Source organism: Haloterrigena alkaliphila (assembly GCF_017352155.2).
In the GTDB taxonomy this organism is placed as follows: domain Archaea; phylum Halobacteriota; class Halobacteria; order Halobacteriales; family Natrialbaceae; genus Haloterrigena; species Haloterrigena alkaliphila.
In genome coordinates this window covers 1,704,907-1,729,125 of the sequence record NZ_CP071462.1, presented here as the reverse complement: position 1 = coordinate 1,729,125, position 24,219 = coordinate 1,704,907, and the positions used below count along the sequence as shown (strand labels likewise).

At 60.4% G+C, this 24,219-nt stretch carries 20 protein-coding genes and 2 tRNA genes; 8 read left to right on the top strand and 14 right to left on the bottom strand.

The annotated features are described in order from the left end of the window. Positions 1–313 precede the first annotated feature (313 nt). The 3 genes from J0X25_RS27225 (at position 314) to J0X25_RS27215 (ending at position 4,035) form a co-directional block, all read left to right on the top strand. A complete protein-coding gene (locus J0X25_RS27225; RefSeq protein WP_207290669.1) occupies positions 314–1,069 on the top strand; it encodes a DUF5781 family protein in 756 nt (251 codons plus the stop codon). Positions 1,070–1,158: 89 nt separating this feature from the next. Beyond that, a complete protein-coding gene (locus J0X25_RS27220; RefSeq protein WP_207290668.1) occupies positions 1,159–1,890 on the top strand; it encodes a DUF7504 family protein in 732 nt (243 codons plus the stop codon). A 531-nt stretch (positions 1,891–2,421) separates the two neighbouring features. Then, entirely contained in the window at positions 2,422–4,035 is a 1,614-nt protein-coding gene (locus tag J0X25_RS27215) for a hypothetical protein (RefSeq protein ID WP_345778476.1), read from the top strand. Here the strand turns inward: J0X25_RS27215 and J0X25_RS39995 are convergent. Together J0X25_RS39995 and J0X25_RS27210 are read right to left on the bottom strand one after the other, a co-directional pair. Beyond that, positions 4,030–4,158: a DUF7503 family protein gene (locus J0X25_RS39995; protein WP_425600932.1), complete on the bottom strand. Its 129-nt coding sequence runs from the start codon at positions 4,156–4,158 to the stop codon at positions 4,030–4,032. The genes J0X25_RS27215 and J0X25_RS39995 overlap by 6 nt on opposite strands. Before the next feature lie 147 nt (positions 4,159–4,305). After that, on the bottom strand, positions 4,306–4,872 hold the full coding sequence (locus J0X25_RS27210; RefSeq protein ID WP_225896750.1) for a HalX domain-containing protein: 567 nt from the start codon (positions 4,870–4,872) through the stop codon (positions 4,306–4,308). Between the two features lie 178 nt (positions 4,873–5,050). Here J0X25_RS27210 and J0X25_RS27205 point away from each other — a divergent pair, with 178 nt between their 5' ends. Further along, positions 5,051–7,087, top strand: a complete 2,037-nt coding sequence (locus J0X25_RS27205; protein WP_207290666.1) for a hypothetical protein — start codon at positions 5,051–5,053, stop codon at positions 7,085–7,087. A gap of 71 nt (positions 7,088–7,158) precedes the next feature. Here the strand turns inward: J0X25_RS27205 and J0X25_RS27200 are convergent, their stop codons facing one another. The 8 genes from J0X25_RS27200 to J0X25_RS27165 all read right to left on the bottom strand — a co-directional run bounded on the left by J0X25_RS27200 (position 7,159) and on the right by J0X25_RS27165 (position 16,630). Continuing rightward, positions 7,159–7,767 (bottom strand): 30S ribosomal protein S7, encoded by a 609-nt coding sequence (locus J0X25_RS27200; RefSeq protein WP_207290665.1) that lies wholly within the window; start codon positions 7,765–7,767, stop codon positions 7,159–7,161. Positions 7,768–7,769: 2 nt separating this feature from the next. After that, positions 7,770–8,198, bottom strand: coding sequence for a 30S ribosomal protein S12 (locus tag J0X25_RS27195; RefSeq protein ID WP_006671958.1), 429 nt, complete (start codon positions 8,196–8,198; stop codon positions 7,770–7,772). 229 nt (positions 8,199–8,427) lie between these two features. Continuing rightward, positions 8,428–8,871, bottom strand: a complete 444-nt coding sequence (locus J0X25_RS27190; RefSeq protein ID WP_207290664.1) for a NusA-like transcription termination signal-binding factor — start codon at positions 8,869–8,871, stop codon at positions 8,428–8,430. A gap of 3 nt (positions 8,872–8,874) precedes the next feature. Then, on the bottom strand, positions 8,875–10,068 hold the full coding sequence (gene rpoA2, locus J0X25_RS27185) for a DNA-directed RNA polymerase subunit A'' (RefSeq protein ID WP_207290663.1): 1,194 nt from the start codon (positions 10,066–10,068) through the stop codon (positions 8,875–8,877). Next, on the bottom strand, positions 10,061–12,988 hold the full coding sequence (locus tag J0X25_RS27180) for a DNA-directed RNA polymerase subunit A' (RefSeq protein ID WP_207290662.1): 2,928 nt from the start codon (positions 12,986–12,988) through the stop codon (positions 10,061–10,063). The genes rpoA2 and J0X25_RS27180 overlap by 8 nt, the downstream gene beginning before the upstream one ends. Positions 12,989–12,991: 3 nt before the next feature. Beyond that, the gene (gene rpoB / locus J0X25_RS27175; protein ID WP_207290661.1) at positions 12,992–14,821 is read right to left on the bottom strand and encodes a DNA-directed RNA polymerase subunit B; all 1,830 of its coding nucleotides are present in this window, start codon (positions 14,819–14,821) and stop codon (positions 12,992–12,994) included. Positions 14,822–14,827: 6 nt separating this feature from the next. Beyond that, positions 14,828–16,402, bottom strand: coding sequence for a DNA-directed RNA polymerase subunit B'' (locus J0X25_RS27170; RefSeq protein WP_207290660.1), 1,575 nt, complete (start codon positions 16,400–16,402; stop codon positions 14,828–14,830). Next, a complete protein-coding gene (locus tag J0X25_RS27165; RefSeq protein ID WP_207290659.1) occupies positions 16,403–16,630 on the bottom strand; it encodes a DNA-directed RNA polymerase subunit H in 228 nt (75 codons plus the stop codon). A gap of 313 nt (positions 16,631–16,943) precedes the next feature. Here J0X25_RS27165 and J0X25_RS27160 point away from each other — a divergent pair. From J0X25_RS27160 to J0X25_RS27145, 4 genes are all read left to right on the top strand, one after another. Beyond that, positions 16,944–17,016 (top strand) — tRNA-Asp (locus J0X25_RS27160). A gap of 313 nt (positions 17,017–17,329) precedes the next feature. Then, positions 17,330–17,402, top strand: a tRNA-Asp gene (locus J0X25_RS27155). A gap of 259 nt (positions 17,403–17,661) precedes the next feature. Next, entirely contained in the window at positions 17,662–18,039 is a 378-nt protein-coding gene (locus J0X25_RS27150; protein WP_425600931.1) for a group I intron-associated PD-(D/E)XK endonuclease, read from the top strand. 107 nt (positions 18,040–18,146) lie between these two features. Then, positions 18,147–20,252: a bacterio-opsin activator domain-containing protein gene (locus tag J0X25_RS27145; RefSeq protein WP_207290658.1), complete on the top strand. Its 2,106-nt coding sequence runs from the start codon at positions 18,147–18,149 to the stop codon at positions 20,250–20,252. Positions 20,253–20,840: 588 nt separating this feature from the next. Here J0X25_RS27145 and J0X25_RS27140 read toward each other — a convergent pair. The 4 genes from J0X25_RS27140 to J0X25_RS27125 all read right to left on the bottom strand — a co-directional run bounded on the left by J0X25_RS27140 (position 20,841) and on the right by J0X25_RS27125 (position 24,205). After that, positions 20,841–21,602, bottom strand: coding sequence for a protein-L-isoaspartate O-methyltransferase family protein (locus tag J0X25_RS27140; RefSeq protein ID WP_207290657.1), 762 nt, complete (start codon positions 21,600–21,602; stop codon positions 20,841–20,843). Between the two features lie 97 nt (positions 21,603–21,699). Further along, on the bottom strand, positions 21,700–22,368 hold the full coding sequence (locus tag J0X25_RS27135) for a protein-L-isoaspartate(D-aspartate) O-methyltransferase (protein ID WP_207290656.1): 669 nt from the start codon (positions 22,366–22,368) through the stop codon (positions 21,700–21,702). Positions 22,369–22,448: 80 nt separating this feature from the next. Then, positions 22,449–23,108 (bottom strand): HVO_0476 family zinc finger protein, encoded by a 660-nt coding sequence (locus J0X25_RS27130; protein WP_207290655.1) that lies wholly within the window; start codon positions 23,106–23,108, stop codon positions 22,449–22,451. Positions 23,109–23,251: 143 nt separating this feature from the next. Continuing rightward, entirely contained in the window at positions 23,252–24,205 is a 954-nt protein-coding gene (locus tag J0X25_RS27125) for an aminopeptidase (RefSeq protein ID WP_207290654.1), read from the bottom strand. Positions 24,206–24,219 lie beyond the last annotated feature (14 nt).

Sequence of the window (24,219 nt, the reverse complement as noted above, 5' to 3'; positions counted from 1 at the left end):
AGACTCTCGACGCCGGACCGCGGCAACAACGTTCGTTACGCCGTGGAAGAGGATTCAGGTGACGTGACCAGCTCGAGTCGATGAGCGTTCCTCTCGAGCGGAATCGCGATGGGGAAGCGGGGATCGCCCGCCGCCTGAACGCCGTCCCGGGATTCGATTCCGAGACCGCCGTCTTCGGAACGAGATCGAGTTCGAGCAGAGAACCGCGAACGCGATTCGATCCACGTCGGGCGCGAACGCTATCGGTCCGAGTTCGACTCCGTGCAACCGCACAAAAGAGTCAAACCCCGCGAGACCCTTGCCACTACCACACATGGATATACGCGTACAGGGACCGGGCCCGACCTCTCCATTCCTCAGCGCCCGCGATCTCTTCGAAACCGAACACGACCTCTCGTTGCCGGTCCGCGTGCACCTCCGGGACGACCCCGACGAACGCACCTGGGCCGCCCACTACGACGACCACCACGTGCTGAACATCTCTCGACAGGCCGCCTCGAGCGCCATGGCCCGCGAACTCGCCCTCCACGAGTTCGCACACATGGCCAGACACGAGCAGGAACACCCCTCCCACACCCAGTCGACCGAGGAAGTGCTCTACCTCGCGCTGGCCGGCAAGAGCGTCGAGCGGCGCAAACTCTCCCACTGTTACCAGATCGCCAACCACATGAAAGACATCTACGCCGACGACATCACGCTCTCGGTCGACCCCGGCGAGAAACTGCTCTCCTTTCTCGAGTCCAGTCTCGCGATGGCGGTCGCCGATCGTCCCGAGACCCCGTCCCGACCGGGCTTCCAGCGACTCTCGGCGAGTGCCGACCCCGAGATCACGGCGGTCAACGCCGCGTTCGCGCTGGCGCTCGCCGAACGCCACGAACTGGTCGACGAGAACCACCGACTGTACGACCTCGCCCACGCCGCTGCGATGGACGCCCCGCAGGTGGACTTTCAGGGATTCAAGCGCCGCTTCCGCGAACTCGTCCGCGACCCCGACTCGAGTACGTACCGGCAGGTCCTCGTCGACGCGACCCGGGCGTACGTCGGCGGCGAGGGACCGGCAGCGGACTGAGCCCCGACGGATTGCATACGGGAGGCAATCGAGTTCACTTCAACCCGAACATTTAATGTTTGATCCCACTAATTGGATAACATATATTGATGCTTTCGCGCAAAGACTGGGGTGGCGGGTCGGGTGACGACCGATTCACCGACGAACTCTCGCAGTTGAAACGACAGGGAGCGAGCGTTCTCGTCGTCGGTTCCGTACGAACCGAGCAGCGACGGGACGTCAGTCGACGGCTCCTGGGGCAGGCGACCTCCCAACCACGCCGACGCGTGCTCGTCTCGACGACCGGTGCAACCCACACCCACCTCGCCGAGGACGAGACCGAGTCGTCGGAAACGCTCACACGCGTCAACTACGCGACGCAGGCTCGAAGTGCAACAAGTGAAACTGCGGCCAGTGAAACCGCTTCGAGTGGACCCGGCCCAATCTCCCCATCGGCCGACGAGAGCCCGGTGACGACGACCACCCTCGCCGACCTCGGTATCGCTATCTCGAGTGCGATCGAAGGATTCGAAACCGAGGCCGACGGCCTCGCTCCCGCGGAACTCCGCGTCGGCGTCGACTCGCTGGTCCCACTCATCGAGGAGTACGGTGCCGAACGCGTCTTCAAGTTCGTCCATCTGACGAACGGCCGGACGCGAGACACCGACGGCATGATCCACTATCACCTCCCCATGGACCGCAACTCCGACGTCGTCTCGGTCCTGACACCGCTGTTCGATATCGTCATCGAGCTCCGGGAACAGAACGGGACCTTCCAGGAACGCTGGTCGATCAACGACGGCGATCTCAGCTCCGGCTGGATTTCGATTTCGCAGTCGTAACACCTATCCGGACCTCTAGCGTCACGTTGCGTATCCCGTTCGACGACCATCTCCACTCGCTGCTTGCTCTCTAATTCCATGAAACCGAAATTCGAACCGACTGACGACGGCCTCGAGATTATCGATCCGATCGAACGACATCGGTATCGGCTGACGACCCACGAGTCGGTCGATCCAGAGCCTGTTGATACGGAACGAATTCAGTTCCCAGTGGCGTCAGCCGTCGAGGTCTCAACTGAGATGATTACGTTGCCGACGAATGAGAGCGTCTATGTCCGTGATGGTAGTGGATCTATGATTGCAGAAGTTCGTCCGAGTAAGCAAGTATCATTACCGGCTGACAACTATACACTCGACTTGTCTGGCCCGTTGAAAGTTTATGCGCTTGTAGAGAGTCAAGTATATATTTATTCTGATAGAGATCGAACGTACATAACATTCGAAGAAACAGTGCCAGTCACAATCGGTGCACGATCGTATCACAGGCGTCCAGCCGGAACAATTACAACTTCAGTAGAACCAACCGATGTAATGGAAGCGGTCTCTGCCTTTGGGTCTGCATTGAAATCAACAACGCCGGAACGCTCATACCCAACTCATCGAGGACACCCCGCCGCTATCAAACTTGGTGAAGAGTTGGATATTCCCAAAGAAATAAAATCGCCAGAGACAGGTATTCAAATAGAAATACCACCAACGCTCCGACACGTATCTGTTGTTACCCCTTTAGCATATTATCTAAGTGCTGAAGTCGTTCCAGGAGAATCGCCTCAGCTCAGCACTAAGAATGGATTCACATGCGATCTTGAGAAGGAAGGGGATCTTGAGAGAACAGTAGAGGATGTGTTAAAGCAAGTTTTCTTTCTCGATTGTATAGTCAGAACTGAAGGGATTACACCGCTCCCCTTGTATGAACGAGAGGCAGTTGAGCAAAAGTTGGGATTCAATATCGAAGAGACATATCATCAGAAACTACCGGGGCAGATTGAAAGATATCTTTCAGTTGCGTTTAGTACGGTAGAGCCGTATTTCCCGGAGTGGAGATGTAAGACATATTTGTCTATAACTGATGAAATTATCGAATTTCTCCCATATATAGCTGATGGTCTATCAATAGTTAAAATTCAAGAGAATAGGGGAGAATTATCGTCACCTGCTGAAATGCAAGCAGTTGAGGATTTCATGCGAAATAGCTATACGCGAAGTGCAAATTCAACTCGAAGCTCACGATCCGCGGGTTCATCCATTGAGCAATCAGACATACCAACAATAAAACAGTCATGGAACAGTATTAATTCATCTGATATAAGGAGTATGGTACCTCTTTCGGCATTCCACCACAGTAGGAGTCGGACTCCCAGGGAGGATCCTATCGAAATAGAAGTTGTGTGTAATGATTCGGAAATGAGAGAAGAACTCGAGGCGGTAAATAGTGTCTATGGAGTTCGAGAAGAGCTACCGTTTGACGTGACTTTCCATTATAACCTGAAGACGGGTGAGTTAGAGAATGTTTTAGCAAAGAATATCGATTTTATGCATTTTATCGGACATATTGACAGAGATGGATTTGAATGTTCGAACGGAAAATTAGACGTGTCAGAAATAGAGTGTGTCGGTGTAAAAGCATTCTTCCTTAATGCATGTCAATCATATGATCAAGGGATACAGTTAGTAGAATCAGGTAGTATTGGAGGAATTGTAACTATTCATGACATAATTAATAGTGGAGCGATTAAAGTTGGGGGATCAGTTGCTCGTTTGCTAAACCAAGGTTTCCCACTCTATGCCGCACTTGATGTTGTACGAAGGGAAAACATTGTTGGGCAACAATACCTCATAGCGGGGGATGGAATGACGACAATTGCTCAATCAGAAACGGGACCGCCGTTTGTATGTGAGACCAACAGTAATGAGCATAAGTTTAACATTCGCATGGAAACATATACGACAACTGGGTTACAAAAAGGGAGCGTGTGTATCCCTTATTTAGAGGAGAATGAGATGTACTTTTTAACATCGGGGGAACAAGGGCCGTTTAAAGCAACTGAGGAACAAATATCCGACTTTTTTAATATGGGGGACTTTCCAGTTATTATGAATGGGTCGTTAAAATGGAGCAGCGAAATTCCGGCTGACGAATTATAATCCTGCGAAGCCGCCCATTCCGCCAGCAGCGGCAGACCCAGCCTGCGATAGGGCAAGCAGGATCGTGAACAGGACGCCGATCATTCGTGGGTGATTCTTCAGGTAGTGGGTTAGGTTGCTCATGGTGCGTTTTATCCATGGGGCGCGATTATTATAAATTTATTTTAATATATCCGATTAATAAATGATAGTGTTATAGAATAGCATAGCTGTTCCAAATCGGATTTAAGGCCTCTGACGGGTCTGAGGCGCAATAACGTGCGAAACGAACTACTCGAGCAACTGCCGAAGCGCCTGATCGAACTCCTCGTTCGAAAGTTCATCGCGAATCGCAGCGGTTCGACGCCGATACTCGGAGAGATCACGGACGACAGCCTCGTACCGATCCGCAACATCGAGGCCGGACTGGAGTTCGCTTTCGAGCAGGGCACGCTCTGTCGACAGTCGGAAGAACTCGTTCATCGCTTCCTCGTAGGCCTGTTGCAGAAGTAATCGTTCGATCGTCGACTGCAACCGCTCGTCAGAAACCGGTGTGACGAGGAGTTCGTCCGCACCGCGATCCACGGGATCGTCCGTCGGAACGTCGTCGGCAAGGACGAGCACCTGCGTGTCCGGTGCACGCTGTTGGAAGGTATCGAGGACTCCACGCGGATCGCGCGTCTCGAGGCCCCAGTCGAGAACGAGCAGGTCGTAGTGGTCGTCGATCTGCTCGAGGATCGACTGATCTAAATCGGCCTGATGTATGGTCGCAGAAACTCGTGATCGATCCGAATACAGATCGGGAAGGGAGAGGGATCGATGAACGATGAACAGGTGGGAAGTAGATTCCAGTAACACAGTTCCTACCACTACTGGGAGAGTAGATACTATTAAATGTAGTCAGAAGTCAACTGGATCAGACTATCGTCGAAACAGAGAGATATAAATAATGTCTCTAATATATACTATCGATAGTTCACATTCGATCCGATATGAGATAAATTGCTCTGAATATCCCACTATCATTTCACTACAAATGAAACCGAAATTCGAAGTCACGAAAGATAGGTTAGTTATTATTGATCCGGTTGGACGTGGACGATACCCAGTTGAAACTGGTACGACAGTTACACCTGAATCAGCTACTGCTAACGAAATACCATATCCGATAGAAAAAGCAGTACAAATAACGACTGCCGATCTCACCCTGCCAACTAATAGTACGGTATATGTGCGCGACCGCGGTGGTTCACTAATTACTGAGATACAGCCGAACGAATGTACTGACCTTCCAGAGTCCGAATATATCCTTGATATATCCCGTACATTGAAAGTCTATGTATATGTTGAAAGTGCGATTAGAATACGGATCGCTAACCACAAAACAACTGTTTCATTTGGTAAACCGAGCTCGATCACCATCGGTGCACGGTCGTACCATACCCGCCCGAGAGAAACCATCAAAACGACAACTGACCCAACGGCCGTGATGAAATCCGTTTCGCGGTTTGGATCTGCGCTGAAGACGACAGGGGCGGAACATTCGTACCCAACACATCGTGCCCATCCCCCGATAGTATCGATAGCTGACCACCTTGACATCCCAGATACGTTAACTCCACCTGAGACAGGCGTTCAAATCGAGATCCCGTCGACATTGCGCCATATTTTCGTCGTTGCACCACTGGCATACTATTTGGCTGCAGAAGTTGTTCCTGCGTCAAAGCCCCAGATAGTCACCGAGACTGGGTTCTCCTACTCACTAGATAGGAAAGAAGGGTTCGAAACGACGGTAGAGCGGATACTCAATCAAACATTTCTGCTCGATTGCATTGTACGAACCGAGGGGACGACGCCGCTAAAATCATACGAAAGGCAAGAAATCGAGCCTTCTCTTGACCTAGACATAAATGAGTTGTGTGATCTGTCTAACATGGCACAACTGGAACGCTATCTCAACGTTTCCTATTCGACAGTAGAACCATGTATTCCAAAGTGGCAGCGTACAACCAAGCTCCAAGCGATTCCAGACCATATTGGCTTTTTACCGTTTGCAGTTATTGATCTCGGCACCATCACGATAGAACAAGGAAATAATCAAGCGACATCATCGAATCAGTCCTCAATACCGAATCAGCTACCAGAAAGTCCAGACAACGCTGAGTATATAGGGAAAATAGTCTCGGAAAAAACGGTAGTGCCGCAGACGTGGAGTCAGGGAGATGGGAGTGAAATTACTAGTACAGCTGTGCTATCAGCGTTCCATCAGGCTGTTGATCAGACCCCAAAAGATGGTCCCCTCGAGATCGAGATCGTTTGCAATGATTCAGCTATGAATGAGGAACTTATCACGGTCTATAGTATATATGGCGACCGTGACGATGTTCCGTTTGACATCACTATTCACCACGACCTTACAACGAACCGTCTTCAGGAGGTGTTGTCTCGAGAGAACGACTTCCTACATTATATTGGCCACATTGATTCGGATGGATTCCGGTGTTCAGACGGAGTATTAGACGCAGGAAATATCGAAAAAATCGGTACAAAAGCATTTCTTCTTAATGGGTGTCAATCCCATGAACAGGGGGTGAGACTCATCGAGGCGGGAAGCATTGGAGGAATCGTTACGACTGATGAGGTTTGTAACAGGGAAGCAGTCCGAGTCGGCCGTACGATATCGTCTCTGTTGAATAGAGGGTATTCGCTCTATGCTGCGCTCGATATTGCGCGAATGGAAGCGGATGTTGCAAATCGATATCACATCGTCGGTGATGGGAGACAAATCATAGCACAATCTGATAGCGGTTCGCCGAATGTTTGTTCTGTTACCCGTAAAAGCGATCGTCTTGAAGTCTTCATCACGTCGTATGCAGGATCAAAGACAAAGAAAGGGGGCCTGTTCACTCCCTATATTGATGGGGTTGACGAGTATTACGTTGTACCCCAGCAAATCGGCCCGTACACGCTGACTAAAGCGGAATTTCTTAGATTTATAGATTTGGAACAAATGCCAGTCTTTCTTGACGGAGAACTCCGCTGGAGTGCTGAGATCAAAACGAGTGAACTGTGAGTAGAGGCACATTGCTCTGCATCTAGTATCCGAAGCCAGCGAAAACGAACGCAGCCGAAAACGTCGATCGGTTAGCGTGCAGCCGCCGCGACGCGCTCTTTCTCTTCCTTCTGGCTGACCGCGTAGGTCTGGACGTCGTAGTTGGCGGCGCCGACGAGCTGGTTGGCGATGGCCTCCTCGACGTCGGTCGTGGTCTTGAACGAGGCGTTGTAGACGCCTTCGGCGAGGAACTTCAGGGCCTGATCGACGCGACGCTGCGGTGCGACGTCGACGGCCTTGGGGACCGAAATCCCACCGTACTTCAGGCGGACGGTCTCCTCGCGTGGAGCGGCGTTCTCGACGGCGGTCACGAGCACCTGAACGGGGTTCTCGTCGGTGCGCTCGTGGATGAGTTCGAACGCTTCACGGACGTGGTTGAGCGACTGCTGTTTCTTGCCCGTGTTCTCCTCCGTCTGCATGAGACGATTGATGAAGCGCTCGACGATCGAGATCTGGGACTTCTGGAACTGCTTGCTCGCGTGACGGCCGGCGGTGTGTGCGACCGGCGTCACCGCGATGTAGCGTTCGGTCGACGGATCCTCGTAGGCGATCTCGTCGATCTCCCAGGTGCCGAACAGTTTCGCGCCGACGTCTGCGCCACCAGCGGGGGCGTCCGGGTCGGGTTGGTCTTCTGCAGCCATGGTTATCGCACCGGTTTCTCCGCGTTTCCGCGAACGAGTTCCTTCAGCGCGACGCCGTTGACCTTGTCGACCTTGTAGTTGACGCCGGAGAGGTCACCCATCGCACGACCCTTTGCACCACCGATCCCGGCGATGGTGACTTCGTCGTGTTCGTCGATGAAGCTGATCGCGCCGTCACCGGGACAGAACGCGGTGACCTGTTTGCCGTTCTTGATCAGTTGCACTCGGACGCACTTTCGGATCGCCGAGTTGGGCTGTTTCGCTTCGATGCCTACCTTTTCGAGGACGATACCGCGGCCCTGCGGAGCGCCCTCGAGCGGGTCGGACTTCTCGCGGAGGCCCCGTGCGCGGCGCGCGTAGTCGGAGTCGGACCACCGCTGCTCCTGGCGGTCCTTCTTGAGCTTGCGCGCGGCGTATTTGCCGTTTGCCATAGTACCCGTCGCTATCCGACGAAGGCACTTAAGCGACCCGTTTCGAGTCGGCGTGACGGCTCGAGAGCGCTCGAGCTACCCCGCTCGCCGAATCTGCGGGCGTTTCGGTGCTCGAGTTACGGGCGGAGAACGTGGGAGCGACGCTCGGCGGCCGAGAGGTTTCCGTACGGGAGCCGAAACGGTCCGCCCGCCGCGCAGGAGCGGATTCGAAGCGACCGCCCCGAAAAAATCAGAGCAACTGGACGTCGTCGATGTCGAAGTGACGCGCCGCGAGCCTGCGTACGTCCTCGATCGTGCGACCGTTCGAGCCGATGGCGACGCCGCGGTCCTCCTCGGCCACCTCGACGTAGGCGACGGTGTCCTCGTTCTCGCTGATCGTGACGTTGTAGACCGCCGCGGGCGAGAACGCGTTCGCGACGAACGCCTCGGGATCGTCGGCGTCTTCGACGAGCCTGACGGGCACGCCGACGCGGTCTTCGTAGCGGCCGACGGTTCGGCCCCCGGGACCGATCGCCTCGCTCATCCGTCCGCTCGAGACGACGACGACGAGCCGCTCGTCCGCGTCCGCGGCGTCGCCGGCCGCGAGGACGAGACAGTCCTGCCCGTCCACGCCGGTCACGTCCTCGAACGCGGCGAGGTACTGCCGAGCGTCGTCGTCTAAGGTGACGCCCATCGATCAGTCGGCCTGACTGCTGCCGGAACTCGTCGATCCCATCCGGAGGTCGACGTCGCCGGTGCCGAGCTTGATCGGTTTGCCGACGATGACGTTCTCCGTGACGCCGTCCAGTTCGTCGATCTCCCCGTGGATCGCGGCGTTGAGCAGGTGGTTGACCGTCACCTCGAACGCCGCGCGGGCGAGGACAGAGTCCTTCGAACCCGAGATGCCGTGGCGGCCGATCGATTCGATCTCGCCGCGGTTGGTCATGATGTCGGCGACCAGCATCAGGTGGCGAACGTTGACGTCGTCCAGCCCCTGCTCGGCCAGCGTGTTGTTCGTCTCCTCGATGATGGCCTCGCGGGCCGCCTCGATGCCGAGGTTACGGTGGATCTCGTGGATGTTGTTACAGGTGGTTCGCGAGGCGTCGACGCCCTCGATCTCTAGGACGTCGCCGAAGGCCGATCCCTCGGTGTAGAGGACGAACTGCTCGCCCTCGTCGAGTTCCTCGCGGCGGATGACGACCCGGGAGATCTCCTCGATCCCCTTGAACGTGATATCGCGCAGTTCCTCGACCAGTTGCAGGAGATCCCGATACGAGGGTTCCTCGGGGCCGAACTGGATCTCGGTTCCCTGCTGGATCGCGGTCACACCGAGGTTGTCCTCGATGATCTCGGCGACCTCCTCCGGTTCGATCATCCGCTCGCGCAGCGTATCCTCGTTGAGCGAGATCTGGACGCGCATGTCCGCGACGTTCGTCGAGACGTCACCCAGCGCGAGGATCTGCGTGGCTTCGATGTTCCAGACGACCTCGTGGGCCTTCTCGCGCTCGGTCGCGTACTCGTCCTCGAGGTAGACGGTCATCATCGGCGTGTCCGGGGTCTTCCGGGCGTCGACCAGTTCGATCAGTCGCGGCAGCCCCTGGGTCACGTCGATCTCGGCGACCCCCGCGTAGTGGAACGTGTTCATCGTCAGCTGGGTGCCGGGTTCGCCGATCGACTGGGCCGAGACGGTGCCGACGGGATCGAGCGGATCGACCCGCGTGTCGACGTAGCGGTCCTCGACGGCCTTCGCGAGTTCGTCGGCGTCCTCGACGGTCGCGTCGGCGCGACCCTCGAGCGTCTCGTAGACCTCGTCTTTGAGTCGCCGCGGGAGGTCGGTGTCCTCGACGACCGCGATGGTGTCGTCGTCGACGTCGTAGGCCACCTCAGTCATCGGAGGTCACCTCCCGTCCCTCGGTGAGTCGATCGTCGGCGTGCTCGGAGAGATTCGTCGGCTCGGTCCTGATGCCGAGGAACTCGTCTCGCTCCGCCTCGGAAGCGAACTCGGAGTCGATGACGCGATCGGCGATCGCCTCGACGTCGATCTCGTTGTCGTCGCCCGAGGAAACCTTGACCGGCGAGGTGCCGTCCTCGCCGAACTCGAACTGGACGATGGTGTCCGAGGTGTCCCGGACGGTGCCGTCGTACTGGGTCTCGAGTTCCGACAGCGCGTTGATCAGTCGACGCTGCAGGTAACCGGACTTCGACGTTCGAACGGCGGTGTCGACCAGTCCCTCGCGGCCGCCCATCGCGTGGAAGAAGAACTCCCGCGGGGTGAGGCCGCTGGTGTAGGAGTTCTCGACGAAGCCGTGGGCCTCCGCGGAGAGGTCGTTGGGTTCGTAGTGGGAGAGGGTGCGGTCCTCGTAGCCGCGGTTGATCCGCTCGCCCCGAACCGCCTGCTGGCCGACGGCGCCGGCCATCTGGGTCAGGTTGAGCATCGATCCGCGGGCACCGGAGTTGGCCATGACGACCGCCGGGTTCTCGTCGTCGAAGTGCTCGTCGGCGATGTTCCCGGCGTTGTCACGCGCACGCGAGAGCGTCTGCATGATCTTCATCTCGAGGGTCTCGTCGATCGTCCGCCCCGGGAGGCTCTCGAGTTCGTTGTTCTCGTAGGCTTCGATCAGCTCTTCGACGCGGTCGTTGGCGTCGTCGATCGTCTCGTCGATGCGTTCCCGAGCCTCCTCCGGGATCGTTTCGTCGTCGATCCCGATCGAGAACCCGAAGTGCATGATCGCACGCATCGCCAGCGTCGAGACCTCGTTGATGAAGATCCGGGCGCGGGTGTTGCCGTAGACCTTCGTGATGGTGTCGACGATCTCGCCGCCGAACTCGCCGACCTCGTCCTCGGCGATGGTGCCCTCGATCAGCTGGCCGTCTTCGATGACGACCGGCTCGCCGATGGTGCCCGTGAACTCGAGGTTCAGATCGTCGGGCAGCAGTTCGGAGAAGACGTCGTAGCCGGTCCAGAACGGCTTGCCCTCGTCGTCGATCCCGCTGGGTTCGGGCAGTTCGTCGATCCGGGTCGCGCGCAGGAGGTCGAGCGCCTGGGTCTCGTTGAATCGGGGGTTGTCGGCGGTCAGCAGGTACATCCCACTGATGTGGTCCTGGATGGCCCCGATGATGTTCTCGCCGAACCGCGGGCTCAGGATCTGTTCCTGCACGCGCATGAGGACGCGCGCTTCGGCGCGGGCCTCCTCGTTTTGCAGCGCGTGCATGTTCATCTCGTCGCCGTCGAAGTCGGCGTTGTACGGCGGACAGACGACGGTGTTCAGACGGAACGTCTTGTACGGCATGACCACGACCTCGTGGGCCATGATCGACATCCGGTGGAGCGACGGCTGCCGGTTGAAGATGACGATGTCGCCGTCGATGAGGTGGCGGTTCACTTCCCAGCCGGCCTCGACCTTCTCCGCGAGCTGCTCGCAGTTCTTCTCGGTCACCTTCAGTCGACGGCCGTCCGGTCGGCGAACGTAGTTCGCGCCGGGGTGGCCCTCTGGGCCGTTCGAGACGAACCGTCGAGCGTCCTCGAGGTTGCGCTCGGTGACGTTCATCGTCTGGGTCATCTCCTTGGCGACGCGGTCGGGGACGCCGACCTCGTTGAGCGAGAGGGTCGGGTCCGGCGAGATGACGGTTCGGGCCGAGAAGTTCACACGCTTCCCGGACAGCGAGCCCCGGAAGCGGCCCTCCTTGCCCTTCAGCCGCTGGGAGAGGGTCTTCAGCGGCCGGCCCGAGCGGTGTCGTGCCGGCGGCGTGCCCGAGATCTCGTTGTCCATGAACGTGGTGACGTGGTACTGGAGCAGTTCCCAGAGGTCCTCGATGATCAGTTGCGGGGCGCCGGCCTCGCGGTTCTCCATGAACCGCTGGTTGATCCGGATGATGTCGACCAGCTTGTGTGTCAGGTCGTCCTCGGAGCGCTGGCCGTTGTCGAGCGTGATCGACGGCCGCGCGGTGACCGGCGGTACCGGGAGGACGGTGAGGATCATCCACTCCGGCCGGGACTTCGCGGGATCGATTCCCAGCACTTCGATGTCCTCGTCCGGGATGTTCTCGAACCAGTCCCGGATGTCGCTGGGCATCAGCTTGTTCGTGTCCTCCTCGGTCAGGTCGATGTCCAGGGCCTTCTCGATCGCCTTCCGCTGACTTTCGCGCGGACGGAAGGAGCCCGAGAGGATCTCGTTGATCCGAGTGAGTTCGATGTCGGTCTTCTCGGCGAGTTCGTCCGGCGTCGTTCGCTCGACGCCCTCCTCCTCGTCGCCCTGCATCGCTCCCGCGATGCGCTGGGAGTACTCGCTGGTCAGGACCTGCTGGACCTCGTAGTAAGTGGTCGGCTTCTCGTGGTCGATGTCGTACTGAATCTCGCCGCAGAACGGGCAGCGATCCTTCTTCCGAGCCTGCCGGATCGCGGCCTTGGTGACGTCGTTTAAGTCCCGACCGAGCTTGCGCGATTCCGTGATGTCCGCGCGGAACTCGTCGCGTTCGTCCTCCGTCAGGAGCAGCTTCGAACACTCCCGACAGGTCCCTCGCAGGAGCCGCCGGATGAGCTTCGTGAAGCCGACGTGAATGACGGGCGCGGCCAGTTCGATGTGACCGAAGTGGCCGTTACACGACCCCGAGTGTTTGCCGCAGGTCTTGCACTCGAGGCCGGGGTCGATCACGCCGAGTCGCGGGTCCATCAACCCCATGTCGATGGGGAATCCGTCGTCGTCGTAGGTGTCGGCGGTGATGATCTTCGTCGCACTCATCTCCCGATACTCCTCGGGCTCCATGAGCCCGAAGGAGATCGATCCGATGTCTTTGGGTGTACTCGTTTGCATGGGTTAGACGGCGTCCTCCAGTTCCAGTCGCGGCGCGATACCCAGCGCCTTCATCTCGTCGAGCAGGAGTTTGAAGGCGTAACTCATCTCGATCTCGTGGATATCGGTCTCCTCGTCGCAGTTCGGACAGTAGACACGCCGCTGTTCGACGTTCTCGACCGCGCTCATCCCGCAGTTCGCACAGACGTGGATGAACTCGCGGTCGGACTCGTCGAGGAGTCGTTCTTTCAGCGTCATCGCGGCCCCGTGGCCGATGAACACGTCGCGTTCCATCTCCCCGATACGGAGGCCGCCTTCGCGGGCGCGACCCTCCGTGGGCTGGCGGGTCAGCACCTGCACCGGCCCGCGCGAGCGGGCGTGCAGTTTGTTCGAGACCATGTGGTAGAGCTTCTGGTAGAAGATGATCCCGACGAAGATCTCGGCCTCGATCTTCTCGCCGGAGATCCCCGAGTACATGGTCTCCTTGCCCGCCGAGTTGAAGCCGATCTCCTCGAGGCCGTCGCGGAGTTCGTCCTCGTCCTCGCCGAGGAACGGCGTCCCGTCGACGCGACGCCCCTCCATCGCGCCGAGTTTACCGCCGATCATCTCGAGGATGTGGCCGACGGTCATCCGCGACGGCAGCGCGTGCGGATTGAGCACGAGGTCGGGGACGACCCCCTCCTCGGTAAAGGGCATGTCCTCCTGGGGCGCGAGGTGGCCGACGACCCCCTTCTGACCGTGCCGGCTCGCGAACTTGTCCCCGAGTTCGGGGATCCGCTCGTCGCGCACGGAGACCTTCGAGAGCTTCGAGCCGTCCTCGCCCTCCATCAGGGTGACGGTGTCGACGACGCCCGACTCGCCCGAGCGCATCGTAACGGAGGTCTCACGTCGCTTCTGGGGCGAGAGACCACCCATGTCGTCGGGCTCCTCCAAGAATCGCGGCGGGGAGGTCTTCCCGAGCAGGACGCTGTTCTCGTCGACCGCCGTCTCGGGATTGACGAGACCGTCCTCGTCCAGGTGGTTGTACGCTTCCTCGCCGCGGGCCCCGCGGACGTCCTGGGAGGGGATCTCGAAGCGGTCCTCCTGACCGCCCGGGTACCGGCGTTCCTCGCCCTCGTAGGTCCGGAAGAAGTGCGAGCGGGCGAGCGCGCGCTCGACGCTGGCTTTGTTCATGACCAGCGCGTCCTCGATGTTGAACCCCTCGTAGCTCATCACGGCGACGACGAAGTTCTGGGCCGCGGGTCGCTCGTCGAAGCCGATCTGTTCGGTCGTCTGGGTCTTCACCATCGAGAGCTGCGGGTAGTGCAGCAGGTGCTGGCGCGTGTCCGGCCGGATCCGGTAGTTCGCGCTGGGCAGGCCCAGCGACTGCTTGACCATCCCCGCCCCCATCGTAATACGCGGACTCGCGTTGTGCTCGGGGTAGGGGATCATCCCCGCGCCGATCCCGAAGATCAGCGACGGGTCGATCTCGAGGTGGGTGTGTTTCTCGGTCAGATCGTCCTCGTCGACGGCCACGAGGATGTCCTCTTCCTCCTCGGCGTCGATGAACTCGATGTAGCCGTGGTCGACGAGATCCTCGAACTCGAGGTCACCCTCCCGCAGCGCCTCGATCTCCTGCTCGGAGATGCGAGCCTCGCCGTCCTCGACGACCAGCAGGGGCCGTCGGGCCCGTCCCGCGTCGGCGTTGACGATCACTTCGCGGGTGCGGTCTTTCACCGAGACGTTGACCATCTCGCTGACGTCGCCGATGCGTCGCGCCTCGCGGATCTGTTCTGCCAGTTCGTGCGGGTTCGGGTGTGTTCCCACCAGCGACCCGTTGACGTACACCTTGGCTTCTCGCTTTTGGCTGCTCATTGTTTATTAGTCGTCTGCGGTCGATCGTTCGATGCCCTCGAGGCCCGGAATCCCCTCGACGCCCATCGATGCCAGTTCGCGTTTGAGTTCCTGTTCGTCCTCGACGTTCTGTGAGAGCTCCATCGCCTGCGCGAAGTTCTTCACCAGCCCACAGTTCGGCCCTTCGGGCGTCTCGGAGGGGCAGATGCGACCCCACTGGGTCGCGTGTAGGTCCCGCGCCTCGAAGTGGGGCTGACTGCGCGACAGCGGCGAGCGCAGCCGGCGAAGGTGTGAGAGCACGCCCATGAAGTCCGTTCGGTCGACCAGCTGGGAGACGCCCGAGCGGCCCCCGACCCAGTTCCCCGTCGCGATCGGGTGCTCGAGGCGCTCGGTCAGGACGTCCGAGCGGACGACCGTCGAGACCGAGAGGTTCCGGTTGCGCATGTTGGCGCGCTCGAGCTGGTACTTCACGTCCCGGGCCAGCTTGTTCAGCGCGGTCCGGAACAGGTCCTTCATCAGGTCGCCGCTGACCTTCAGGCGCTTGTTGGCGTAGTGGTCCTTGTCGTCGGATTCGCGCCGTCCGAGCGCGAGTTCGAAGCAGGCCTCGGCCATCCGACAGAGGTAGTGGGCCTTGTTGATCCGGACGTCTTCCTCCTCGACGCCGTCCTCGTGGAGGTGCGGCAGGAGGTAGCGGTCGATGACGTAGTTGGCCCGCTTGAGCTGGTAGTTCTTGCCCTGCCCGGAGGCGACGCGTTTCCCGAGTTCCTCGATGGCCTCCTCCTCGGACTGGACCTCCGCTTCCTCCAGGTTCTCGAGCATGTACTTGACGACCTCGGGGTCGTTCGAGACCTTGTGGACGATCTCCTCGTCCGATTCGAGCCCGAGTGCGCGCACGAGGGTGACGAAGTTGATCGAGCCCGAAACCGAGGGGAACGAGACCTCGAGCAGCCCGTCGCGAGTGCGTTCACAGAGTACGAGGGCGCGGTAGCCACGGCGCTGCGAGAAGGTCTTCGCGACCTGGATCTCGTCGCCGTACTTGGTGTCGTACTCCGCGAGGATCTTGTTGGGTGCGAGGTCCTCGCTGGTCATCAGGACTCGCTCGGAGCCGTTGACGATGAAGTAGCCGCCCGGGTCGGCCGGGTCTTCACCGATCTCGATCAGTTCCTCGTCGGAGAAGCCGGCGATGTTACACTTGTCCGAACCGACCATGATCGGCATCCGGCCGATCTTGGTCTCCGTCGAGTCGACGACCCGCTCGTCGCCCTCCTCGCCCTTGACGATGGACATCTCCATGAACACCGGCGCGGAGTAGGTGATGTTCCGAAGGCGGGCCTCCTGCGGGTAGAGCAGTTCCTCCGACCCGTCGGCCTCCCGAACGCGGGGAGTGACGACGCGGACGTCACCGAGTTCGACGTGGACCGGCTCCTCGCCTTCCTTGTCGCCGATGTCCGTGTCGATCGTCTCCTTCTCGTCGACGACCTCCTGCATCCCCCGGTTGAGGAAGGCGTTGAACGACCGGTAGTGGTGTTCGGCGAGGCGTTCCTTCGAGAAGTATTCGCGCGAGATGTCTCGTCGGTTGTCGCGGTCGAGTTCCATTGCCATTTATTCCACCACGAGTCGGTATACGATCGATTGATCGGTCGTCCGCGAGTCGCGAACGATCTTGATGACGTCGCCGGCCTCCGCCTCGTCCGGCAGAGCGGGATCGGTGCGCTTGATCTTCGGTAAGTCTGTGCTGTCGATGTCGTACTCGGAGAGGACCTCCTCGAGTTCGTCGTCCTCGAGGAGCGTGTGCTCCGGTACGAGTTCGTGTTGGCTTACGTCTACCATGTGTTGGGGTTGGTGTGCGTGTCGGCTATCGGGAGAGAAGCGGCTGTCACGAGATACTACAGCGAAATAGCGGCGGGACGCATTTAACGGTTACTAACTCGATCGAGAAGCACGGCTATCCGCCCAGGGCAACCCTGATCGGAGGGAGCCGATCACGTGCGACAGTTACCCGGTATCCGTTAAATTCCTTGTGGGGAGTGTGACGGAGTAGCACGACGGAGGCTCGAGTCGCGGTTCGTGGCTCGATTCACCGTACCACACGGTTGTCGATTGGAAAGTCTTAATACCGTCACCGGGAAACGATGAGTTGCGAGCCCGGATGGTGTAGTGGCCCATCATACAACCCTGTCACGGTTGTGACGCGGGTTCAAATCCCGCTCCGGGCGTTCTCTCGATTTCAACTCTCGAGCGAGGAGCGTAGCGACGAGCGAGGGCTAAAAGCGAGAGAACCCAAAAGGGATTTGAACCGAGAAGTGAGGCGAACGTCATGTGCGAAATAACCGTAGTTCAAATCCCGCACTCATCCATTTTGAGGAAACGAGGGGAGAACCCGATATCCGCGGAGTAGTGTGAGTTGGTGGCACGTCTCTCGAGTGTAGAACAGTCGACAGAGAAGCGTCCCACACTGTATAGTAAGAAATTCGAATGATAGTCGGAACAGAACCCTTAAGAGTTTCACCGGGAAACGATGAGTTGCGAGCCCGGATGGTGTAGTGGCCCATCATACAACCCTGTCACGGTTGTGACGCGGGTTCAAATCCCGCTCCGGGCGTTCTCTCGATTTCAACTCTCGAGCGAGGAGCGTAGCGACGAGTGAGGCTGAAATCGAGAGAATCCTAAAAGGGATTTGAACCACGGAACGAACGAGTGACTGATTTCGGCGAAACGGTTGCCGAACCTCGGTACATCCACCCGTTCGATTCGGCGAGCAGTATTCGACAGCCGACGGTTCTTATCCGAGAAGGGACGCAACGGGCGTATGCGTAATTCGAAGCGTCGGGGACGAGACCGAGTCGAAAGCGCTCTCGAAGTTGATCGAATGGGGATACAGCGTCTCGATCCCGTTCGGGGACAACGACAGATACGATCTCGTCGTCGATGACGGGGGCATCCTCTATCGGGTTCAGTGTAAAACGGCGTGGTCGAACAAAGACGACACGTTTCGGTTCAATACCCACTCGCAGACGACCAAAAACGGCGCCTATCACGAACACACGTATCACGGAGAGATTGACGCGTTTCTGGTTTATTACCCGCCAGAAGAAACGTTCTACTGGATCGATGCGACCGAGGCCACGGAGCAAAAGATGGAACTGCGATTCGAATCCGAAATCGATCATCCGTCGATAAACTGGGCCGAAGCGTACGAATTCGACGGGAATCTTCCCAGTTCAAACGAGCCCTCGTGATCGGTACCGAGCTAAAACTACCACGGGTAGATCGCCGTGAAATGCTAATTATTTAGTATCTGTTCGGTCATCCATCGGCAACGACCGTCACGACGACACGCCAACCAATGACGAAACCGATCACCGTCCTCATCGTCGACAACGAACCGGGCTTTGCGGATCTGGCCGGCGAGATGCTCGAGCGCGAGCGCGAGGCGATCGTCGCCGAGACGGCGACGGACGCCGAGGCGGCACTGGCATCGATCGACGAGCGTTCGATCGACTGTATCGTCAGCGACTACGAGATGCCGAAGATGACCGGCCTCGAGCTGTTAGAACGAGTTCGCGAGGACGATCCGGACCTGCCTTTCATCCTCTTTACGGGTCGGGGATCCGAAGAGATCGCCAGCGAGGCGATCGCCGCGGGCGTGACCCAGTACCTCCAGAAGGAGTCGGGCGAGGAGCAGTACGCCCTGCTGGCCAACCAGATCACGAACGCGGTCTCCCAGTATCGGACCGAGACGGAACTCCGCGAGAGCGAGCGCCGGTACGAGCGGACGCTGACGACGCTCCACGAGACGACGCGGGATCTGATGCGCGCGGGGACGAAACGCGAGATCTACCAGTCGGCGGTCGATACCGCGGGGGCGATCCTCGACGTGCCCATCGCGGCCGCGTACGCGTTCGAACCCACCGAAGGGAGACTCGAGCACGCGGCGTCGACGCGGGAATCGCGGGAGCTCGTCGATCCGGAGCGACACTTCGAGCAGGGCGAAGGCAACGTCTGGGAGGTGTTCTCGGAGGGGGAGAGCGCCTACTACGAGGACGTAACGCGGGATCCGCAGACGGACGTCAAGACGGTGAGTCGCAGCGAGTTGATCGTCCCGCTGGGGACCCACGGGGTGTTGGTCGCGGGAACCGAGGACGTCGACGGGTTCGACGAGACGATGACGGAGTTGCTCCACATTCTGGCGGCGAACACCGAAGCGGCGCTGGATCGAGCGGAACGCGAGCAACTGCTCAGGGAACACGACCGGACGCTCACCCGGCAAAACGAGGAGCTGACGCGGCTCAACCACACGAACGAGATCGTTCGGGAGATCAACCACGGCGTCGCCCAGGCGTCGACGCGGACGGAAATCGAGACGCGGGTCTGTGAACGACTCGCCGACACCGAACGGTACTGTTTCGCCTGGATCGCCTCGAGCGACGATCCCCCGGAGCCGACGGCCTGGGCCGGGGTCGACGCGGCCTTCATCGACAGAGTCCAGGAGGACGGCGATTGCGCCCCCGAGATCGGACTGGTCAGGGAGGCACTCGAGGCCGAAGCGGTGCAGGTCGTCCGAAACGTCCTCGAGGCCGACGGCTGGGACCGGCGCCGAAAGGAGGCCTTAACCCACGGCTACCAGACGCTCCTCGCGGTGCCGCTGGCCGACGACGAGCGCCAGTACGGCGCGTTGCTCGTCCACGTGGCCGGCGCCGACTCGATGGGCGACAGCGAGCGGGAGGTGCTCGGCGAACTCGGAGAGACGATCGGCCACGCGATCCGATCGGTCGAACGCACGCGAGCGATGCTGACGGACAGTCAGCTCGAACTCGAACTCGCGTGCCACGACTCGCGACTGTTGTTGAACCGCCTCGCAGACCACATCGACGGCGCGATCACCGTCGAGGGGGTGATCGATCGGGACGACGAGGTCGTCGTGTTCATCAGCGCACCGACGGACGCCGATCTCGCGGCGTTCGACCAGTGGGCGTCGGTCGAGGCAGTCTCCGTCGTCTCCGAGGGGGACGACGAACTCCTCTGTGAACTAACGGTCTCCTCGTTACCGTTTCTGGACGTCCTGCGCACCTACGACGTCCAGTTGCGGACCGCGAGGGCCGAACACGGGACGACGAATCTCGTCCTCGAGGTACCCCAGCAGGTCGAGGCGCGGTCGCTGGTCGAGGCGATCAGGGAGCGGTATCCCGAGACGGAACTCGAGGCGCGACGCGAAACGACCAGCACCCCCTCGGCGCGACAACTCGACACGCATCTCGAGGAGCGACTCACGGAGAAGCAGTTCGAGGCGCTACAGGCGGCCCATTACAGCGGGTTCTTCGAGTGGCCTCGCGAGAGCACCGGCGAGGATCTCGCGGACGCCCTCGGCGTTTCGTCGCCAACGTATCATTACCATCTGCGAGCGGCCGAACGCAAGCTCGTTACGCTGGCGTTCGACGGAGAGACTAAATAATTAGTAACACAGATACCCGACATACAAACAGTTAGAAGATATATTTACCATCCGTGGGTTCCTATCCATAAGTGGCGATCTGCGATAGACTATCGCCACCCCCAATCCCCCACCCCCCACTTTTCCCCCCGAACGATACGATCTCGAGTGCCGACGGTCTCTCGCGGATCCTTCGCCCAAGCGAACCTGTCCGGGTACCTCGTGCTGGACCTGAATCCGCAACGCTCGAAGCACCGTTTCGACGAGCAGCTGTTGGGAACGTCGATCGAGGGCGGCGCCCGATCCGGGTTGTCGCGGTGTGAAATCGGGTACTACTGGAGACCGGTTACCGGCGCGTGGAGGCCGATTACCGCTGCGTTCGGCATCGACCGATGGCGCCGTTCGATTAATTCTCGACGTTGCTTCTAGCTACTCTAATTATCTAGTGGTGATGCCTTCCTATCCACTAATCAGTTAGAAGGTATAGTTAACCCCCGACAGAACGTACGAATAGATGGCGATCTGCGATAGACTATCGCCACCCCCAATCCCCCACCCCCCACTTTTCCCCCGAAGTCGCGCTCCAAGCGCCAGCTATCCGTCCGAATTCTATCGTAACGAGCCGTGAGACCCGATCGAATCGTCCCACTCGATCCACTCTTGCTCCCAGCCGCGTCGCGATTCGGCGCGGCGGATCGCGTGCTCGCGGTCCTCGCGAGCCGTTCGGTTTCGTTCGATCGACCCCGACTGTTCTCCCTCGACCAGCAACGGATCGAACGAGACCGTTCCGGAACGAATTCGGTCGCCCTCTGCCGTCACGGCCTCGAGGTGCTGTGGCTGGCTCCCGCGAGGGAAGACAAGGCGGCCGTCGTCCCGCAGTTGCTCGAGGAGCGCTCGCGGCGGGTCGACGGCGGCGGCCTCGAGCAGAATGCGGTCGAACGGCGCGTACTCGGGGAGGCCGTTCGCGCCGTCTCGGCAGTCGACCAGAACGCCCTCGTAGCGCGCTCGAGCGAGGTTCTGACGGGCTTCGACGACCAGCGGTCGGGAGATGTCGACGGCGTGAACGTTCGTTTCACCGACGATCTCGGCCGCGACGGCGGCCGTGTAGCCGACGCCCGCGCCGACGATCAGGACGTCCGCGTCGTCCTCGAGGGCTAGCGTCTGTAACAGGCGAGCGACCGTACTCGGAGCGAGCACGCGGGTCCCCAGCGCCTCGTGTTCGCGATCGGCGTACGCCGACCGGTCGTCCTCGAAGAACTCGTGGCGCGGAACGTCGCGCATCGCGACGGCGACGGCCTCGTCCGCCAGCACGTCCTTAGCGGGGGACTCGAGGCCGTCGACCATGTCCTCTCGCAGTACCGCGGGGTCCATATTCGGGGTATCGCGCCGGTCGTTATCAAAGGCGCGCTTGCGCCGCCCGGCCGGTAATGGGCGATTACTACCCCCGTAATCGACGAATCGGACGCCCCTACCCCCGTAATTCGACGAACCGGACGCCGCCGTGGTCGGTGCGCTCGAGTCGACCGTCGTCGCGTTTCGTTGCCTCGACGAGCGTCTGGGTTCGGCTGCCGATTGGCGCGAGGAGACGCCCGCCCGAGCGCACCTGTTCGACGACGGAGTCGGGGAAGTCCGGGGCCGCACACGTGAAGTAGGCCGCGTCGTAGGGGGCGTGCTCGGCCCAGCCCTCGCGGCCGTCGCCGGTTCGAACGGCGATTCCCTCGTAGCCGACGTCGGCGAGCCGTTCGCGCGCCCGTTCGGCGAGTTCCTCGCCGTACTCGACGGTGTAAACGTTCTCCTCGCCGACGATTTCGGCCGTGACCGCGGCATGATAGCCACGGCCGGTGCCGATCTCGAGGACGTCCTCGTCGTCCTCGAGGTCGAGTTCGTCGGCCATGATCGCGACCATGTGCGGCGCGCTGATCGTTTGCCCGTCGCCGATCGGCAGCGGACGGTCCTCGTAGGCGCTGTCCCGCCGATTCGACGGGACGAAGGCGTGGCGAGGGACCGACTCCATGGCCTCGAGAACGCGGTCGTCGTCGACCCGCGGGGCGACGGTCCTGATCATCTGCTCGCGGGCTGCCTCGAAGTCGTCGGGGTCGGGGCCGGGGCCGGAGCTAGAGCCGAAGTTGCCGAACATGGTCCGACGTACGCCCTCGAGAGGAATAGAACGCGGGTGGCGAGTGCTGGGCCGGCGTCCGGATCGCGACGCCAGCGTCGCTACCAGGCCGACCAGGCGCTGGTCTGCTCGTCGTACGCGTAGACCCGCTTGGCGTCTTTCGCGAGGATCCGATCGCCTTCCATCTCGTAGCGGTCCCGATCGTAGTCGGCGGCGTCGTCCCGAACGACGAAGGCGTCGATCTCGAACTCGTCCTCGCCGAACGTCTCGACCTCGCCGACCTCGAACTCGTAGTCGCCGGGGACGTGGACCGTGATGCTTCGGCTGTCGTCACGGGAACCGTCCTGGGGATGGACCGTGACGTTGACCGCGACGTTGTCGACCTCCCGGGTCCAGACGGTCTCGATGTCCTCGGCGACGGCTTCCTCCCGCCGTTTCTGGCCGTCGAGTTCGATACTCGTCACGCGAACCGTCGAGAGCACCTCCTCGGTCTCGAGGATGAACTCGTCGCCGGTCTCGATCGTCTCGTCCTCGGGGGTCGTCACGTTGGCCGCGAAGGACTCGCCGCCCTGGGAGACGACCACGTCGAGGGTCACCTCGCGCTCCCGTTCGGGCTGAATCTTGTGGACGTGGCTACACTCGCTGCAGCGAACCGTGACGGTGCCGCCGCCCTCCGTCGCCGTCAGGACCTCGTGGACCGTCTCGAGGTCCGGCGAGCAGGACGGACAGGGCGTCGGCACTCGATCCGGAATGTCGTTCATAGCACGACGTAGACGCCACACACCTAAAAGGCGATTGGACCCGTCCGTCGGACGGTACGGGTCCGCACGGTCGTATCGAACGCTCGGGGGTGGGCCGCTCGGCTACGCCCGTGAACGTTCCACGTCCGCACCTGCTTACGGTTTCACCGCTCGCTCGTTGGGAGGTCGACGACCTCCCCGTCGGCGTAGACCGTCGGCTCCCGCAGAATGCCGTCGAGGTGGATCGGCGCCTCCGTCTCGCCACCGATTCCCGCGTTGTCGCCGATGGCGATGTGGACGGTGCCGCCGGCCTTCTCGTCGAGGAGCACGGAGCCGACGAGGTCGGTGACCGCGACGTTCGTTCCGATCCCCAGTTCCGCGAGGTTGTACGCGGCGTCGCCGGCCTCCTCGGCGGCACCCTCGACCGTCTCGCGGATCTCGTCGTCGGAGATGTGCGTGACCAGTCCGTCCTCGACCTCGAAGGTGAGTTCGTGGCCGTCCTCGAGCAGCCCGTGGGGACGCATGGTCCCGTCCACGACGAAGGTCCCGTCGGCGGTCTCGGGGCTGACGAACACCTCGCCCGCAGGTAGGTTCGACATCCGGCCGGCCTCGTGGACGATGCCCGTATCCGAGAGCCACTCCCGGTCGCCGATGCCGAAGGTGATGTCCGTGCCGGCGGGGGTCGTGACGCGGATCTCGTCGGCGTCGGCGACCTGCTCGAGCACGTCCGCACAGTGGGCCGCGATCGACTCGTAGTCGGCACTCAACCCCGTCGTGAAGATGTCCGCGGTGATCCCCGGCAGCGTCGCGACGCGGGCGCCGGCCTCGTTCGCTTCGGTACGGGCCCGCGTGTGACTCAGACTCTTCGTCGTCGGTGCGAGTACGACGTCCGCGCCGGTCATCGCCGCCGCGACGGGTTCGGGCGGTTCGCTCCCGTGAGTCTCGCCGGGCGGATAGCGGACGACGACCGCGTCGTCGGTGATCTCGCTGGCGACCGCGTACAGCGATTCGCCGATCGGTTCGCGCTCGTCGTCGGTGACGACGACACAGGATTCGTCTTCCTCGAGCGCGAGACACTGCCGGACGGCCGTCTCTGCGGCGGCACGGAGTTCGGACATACGCGTATATTGTG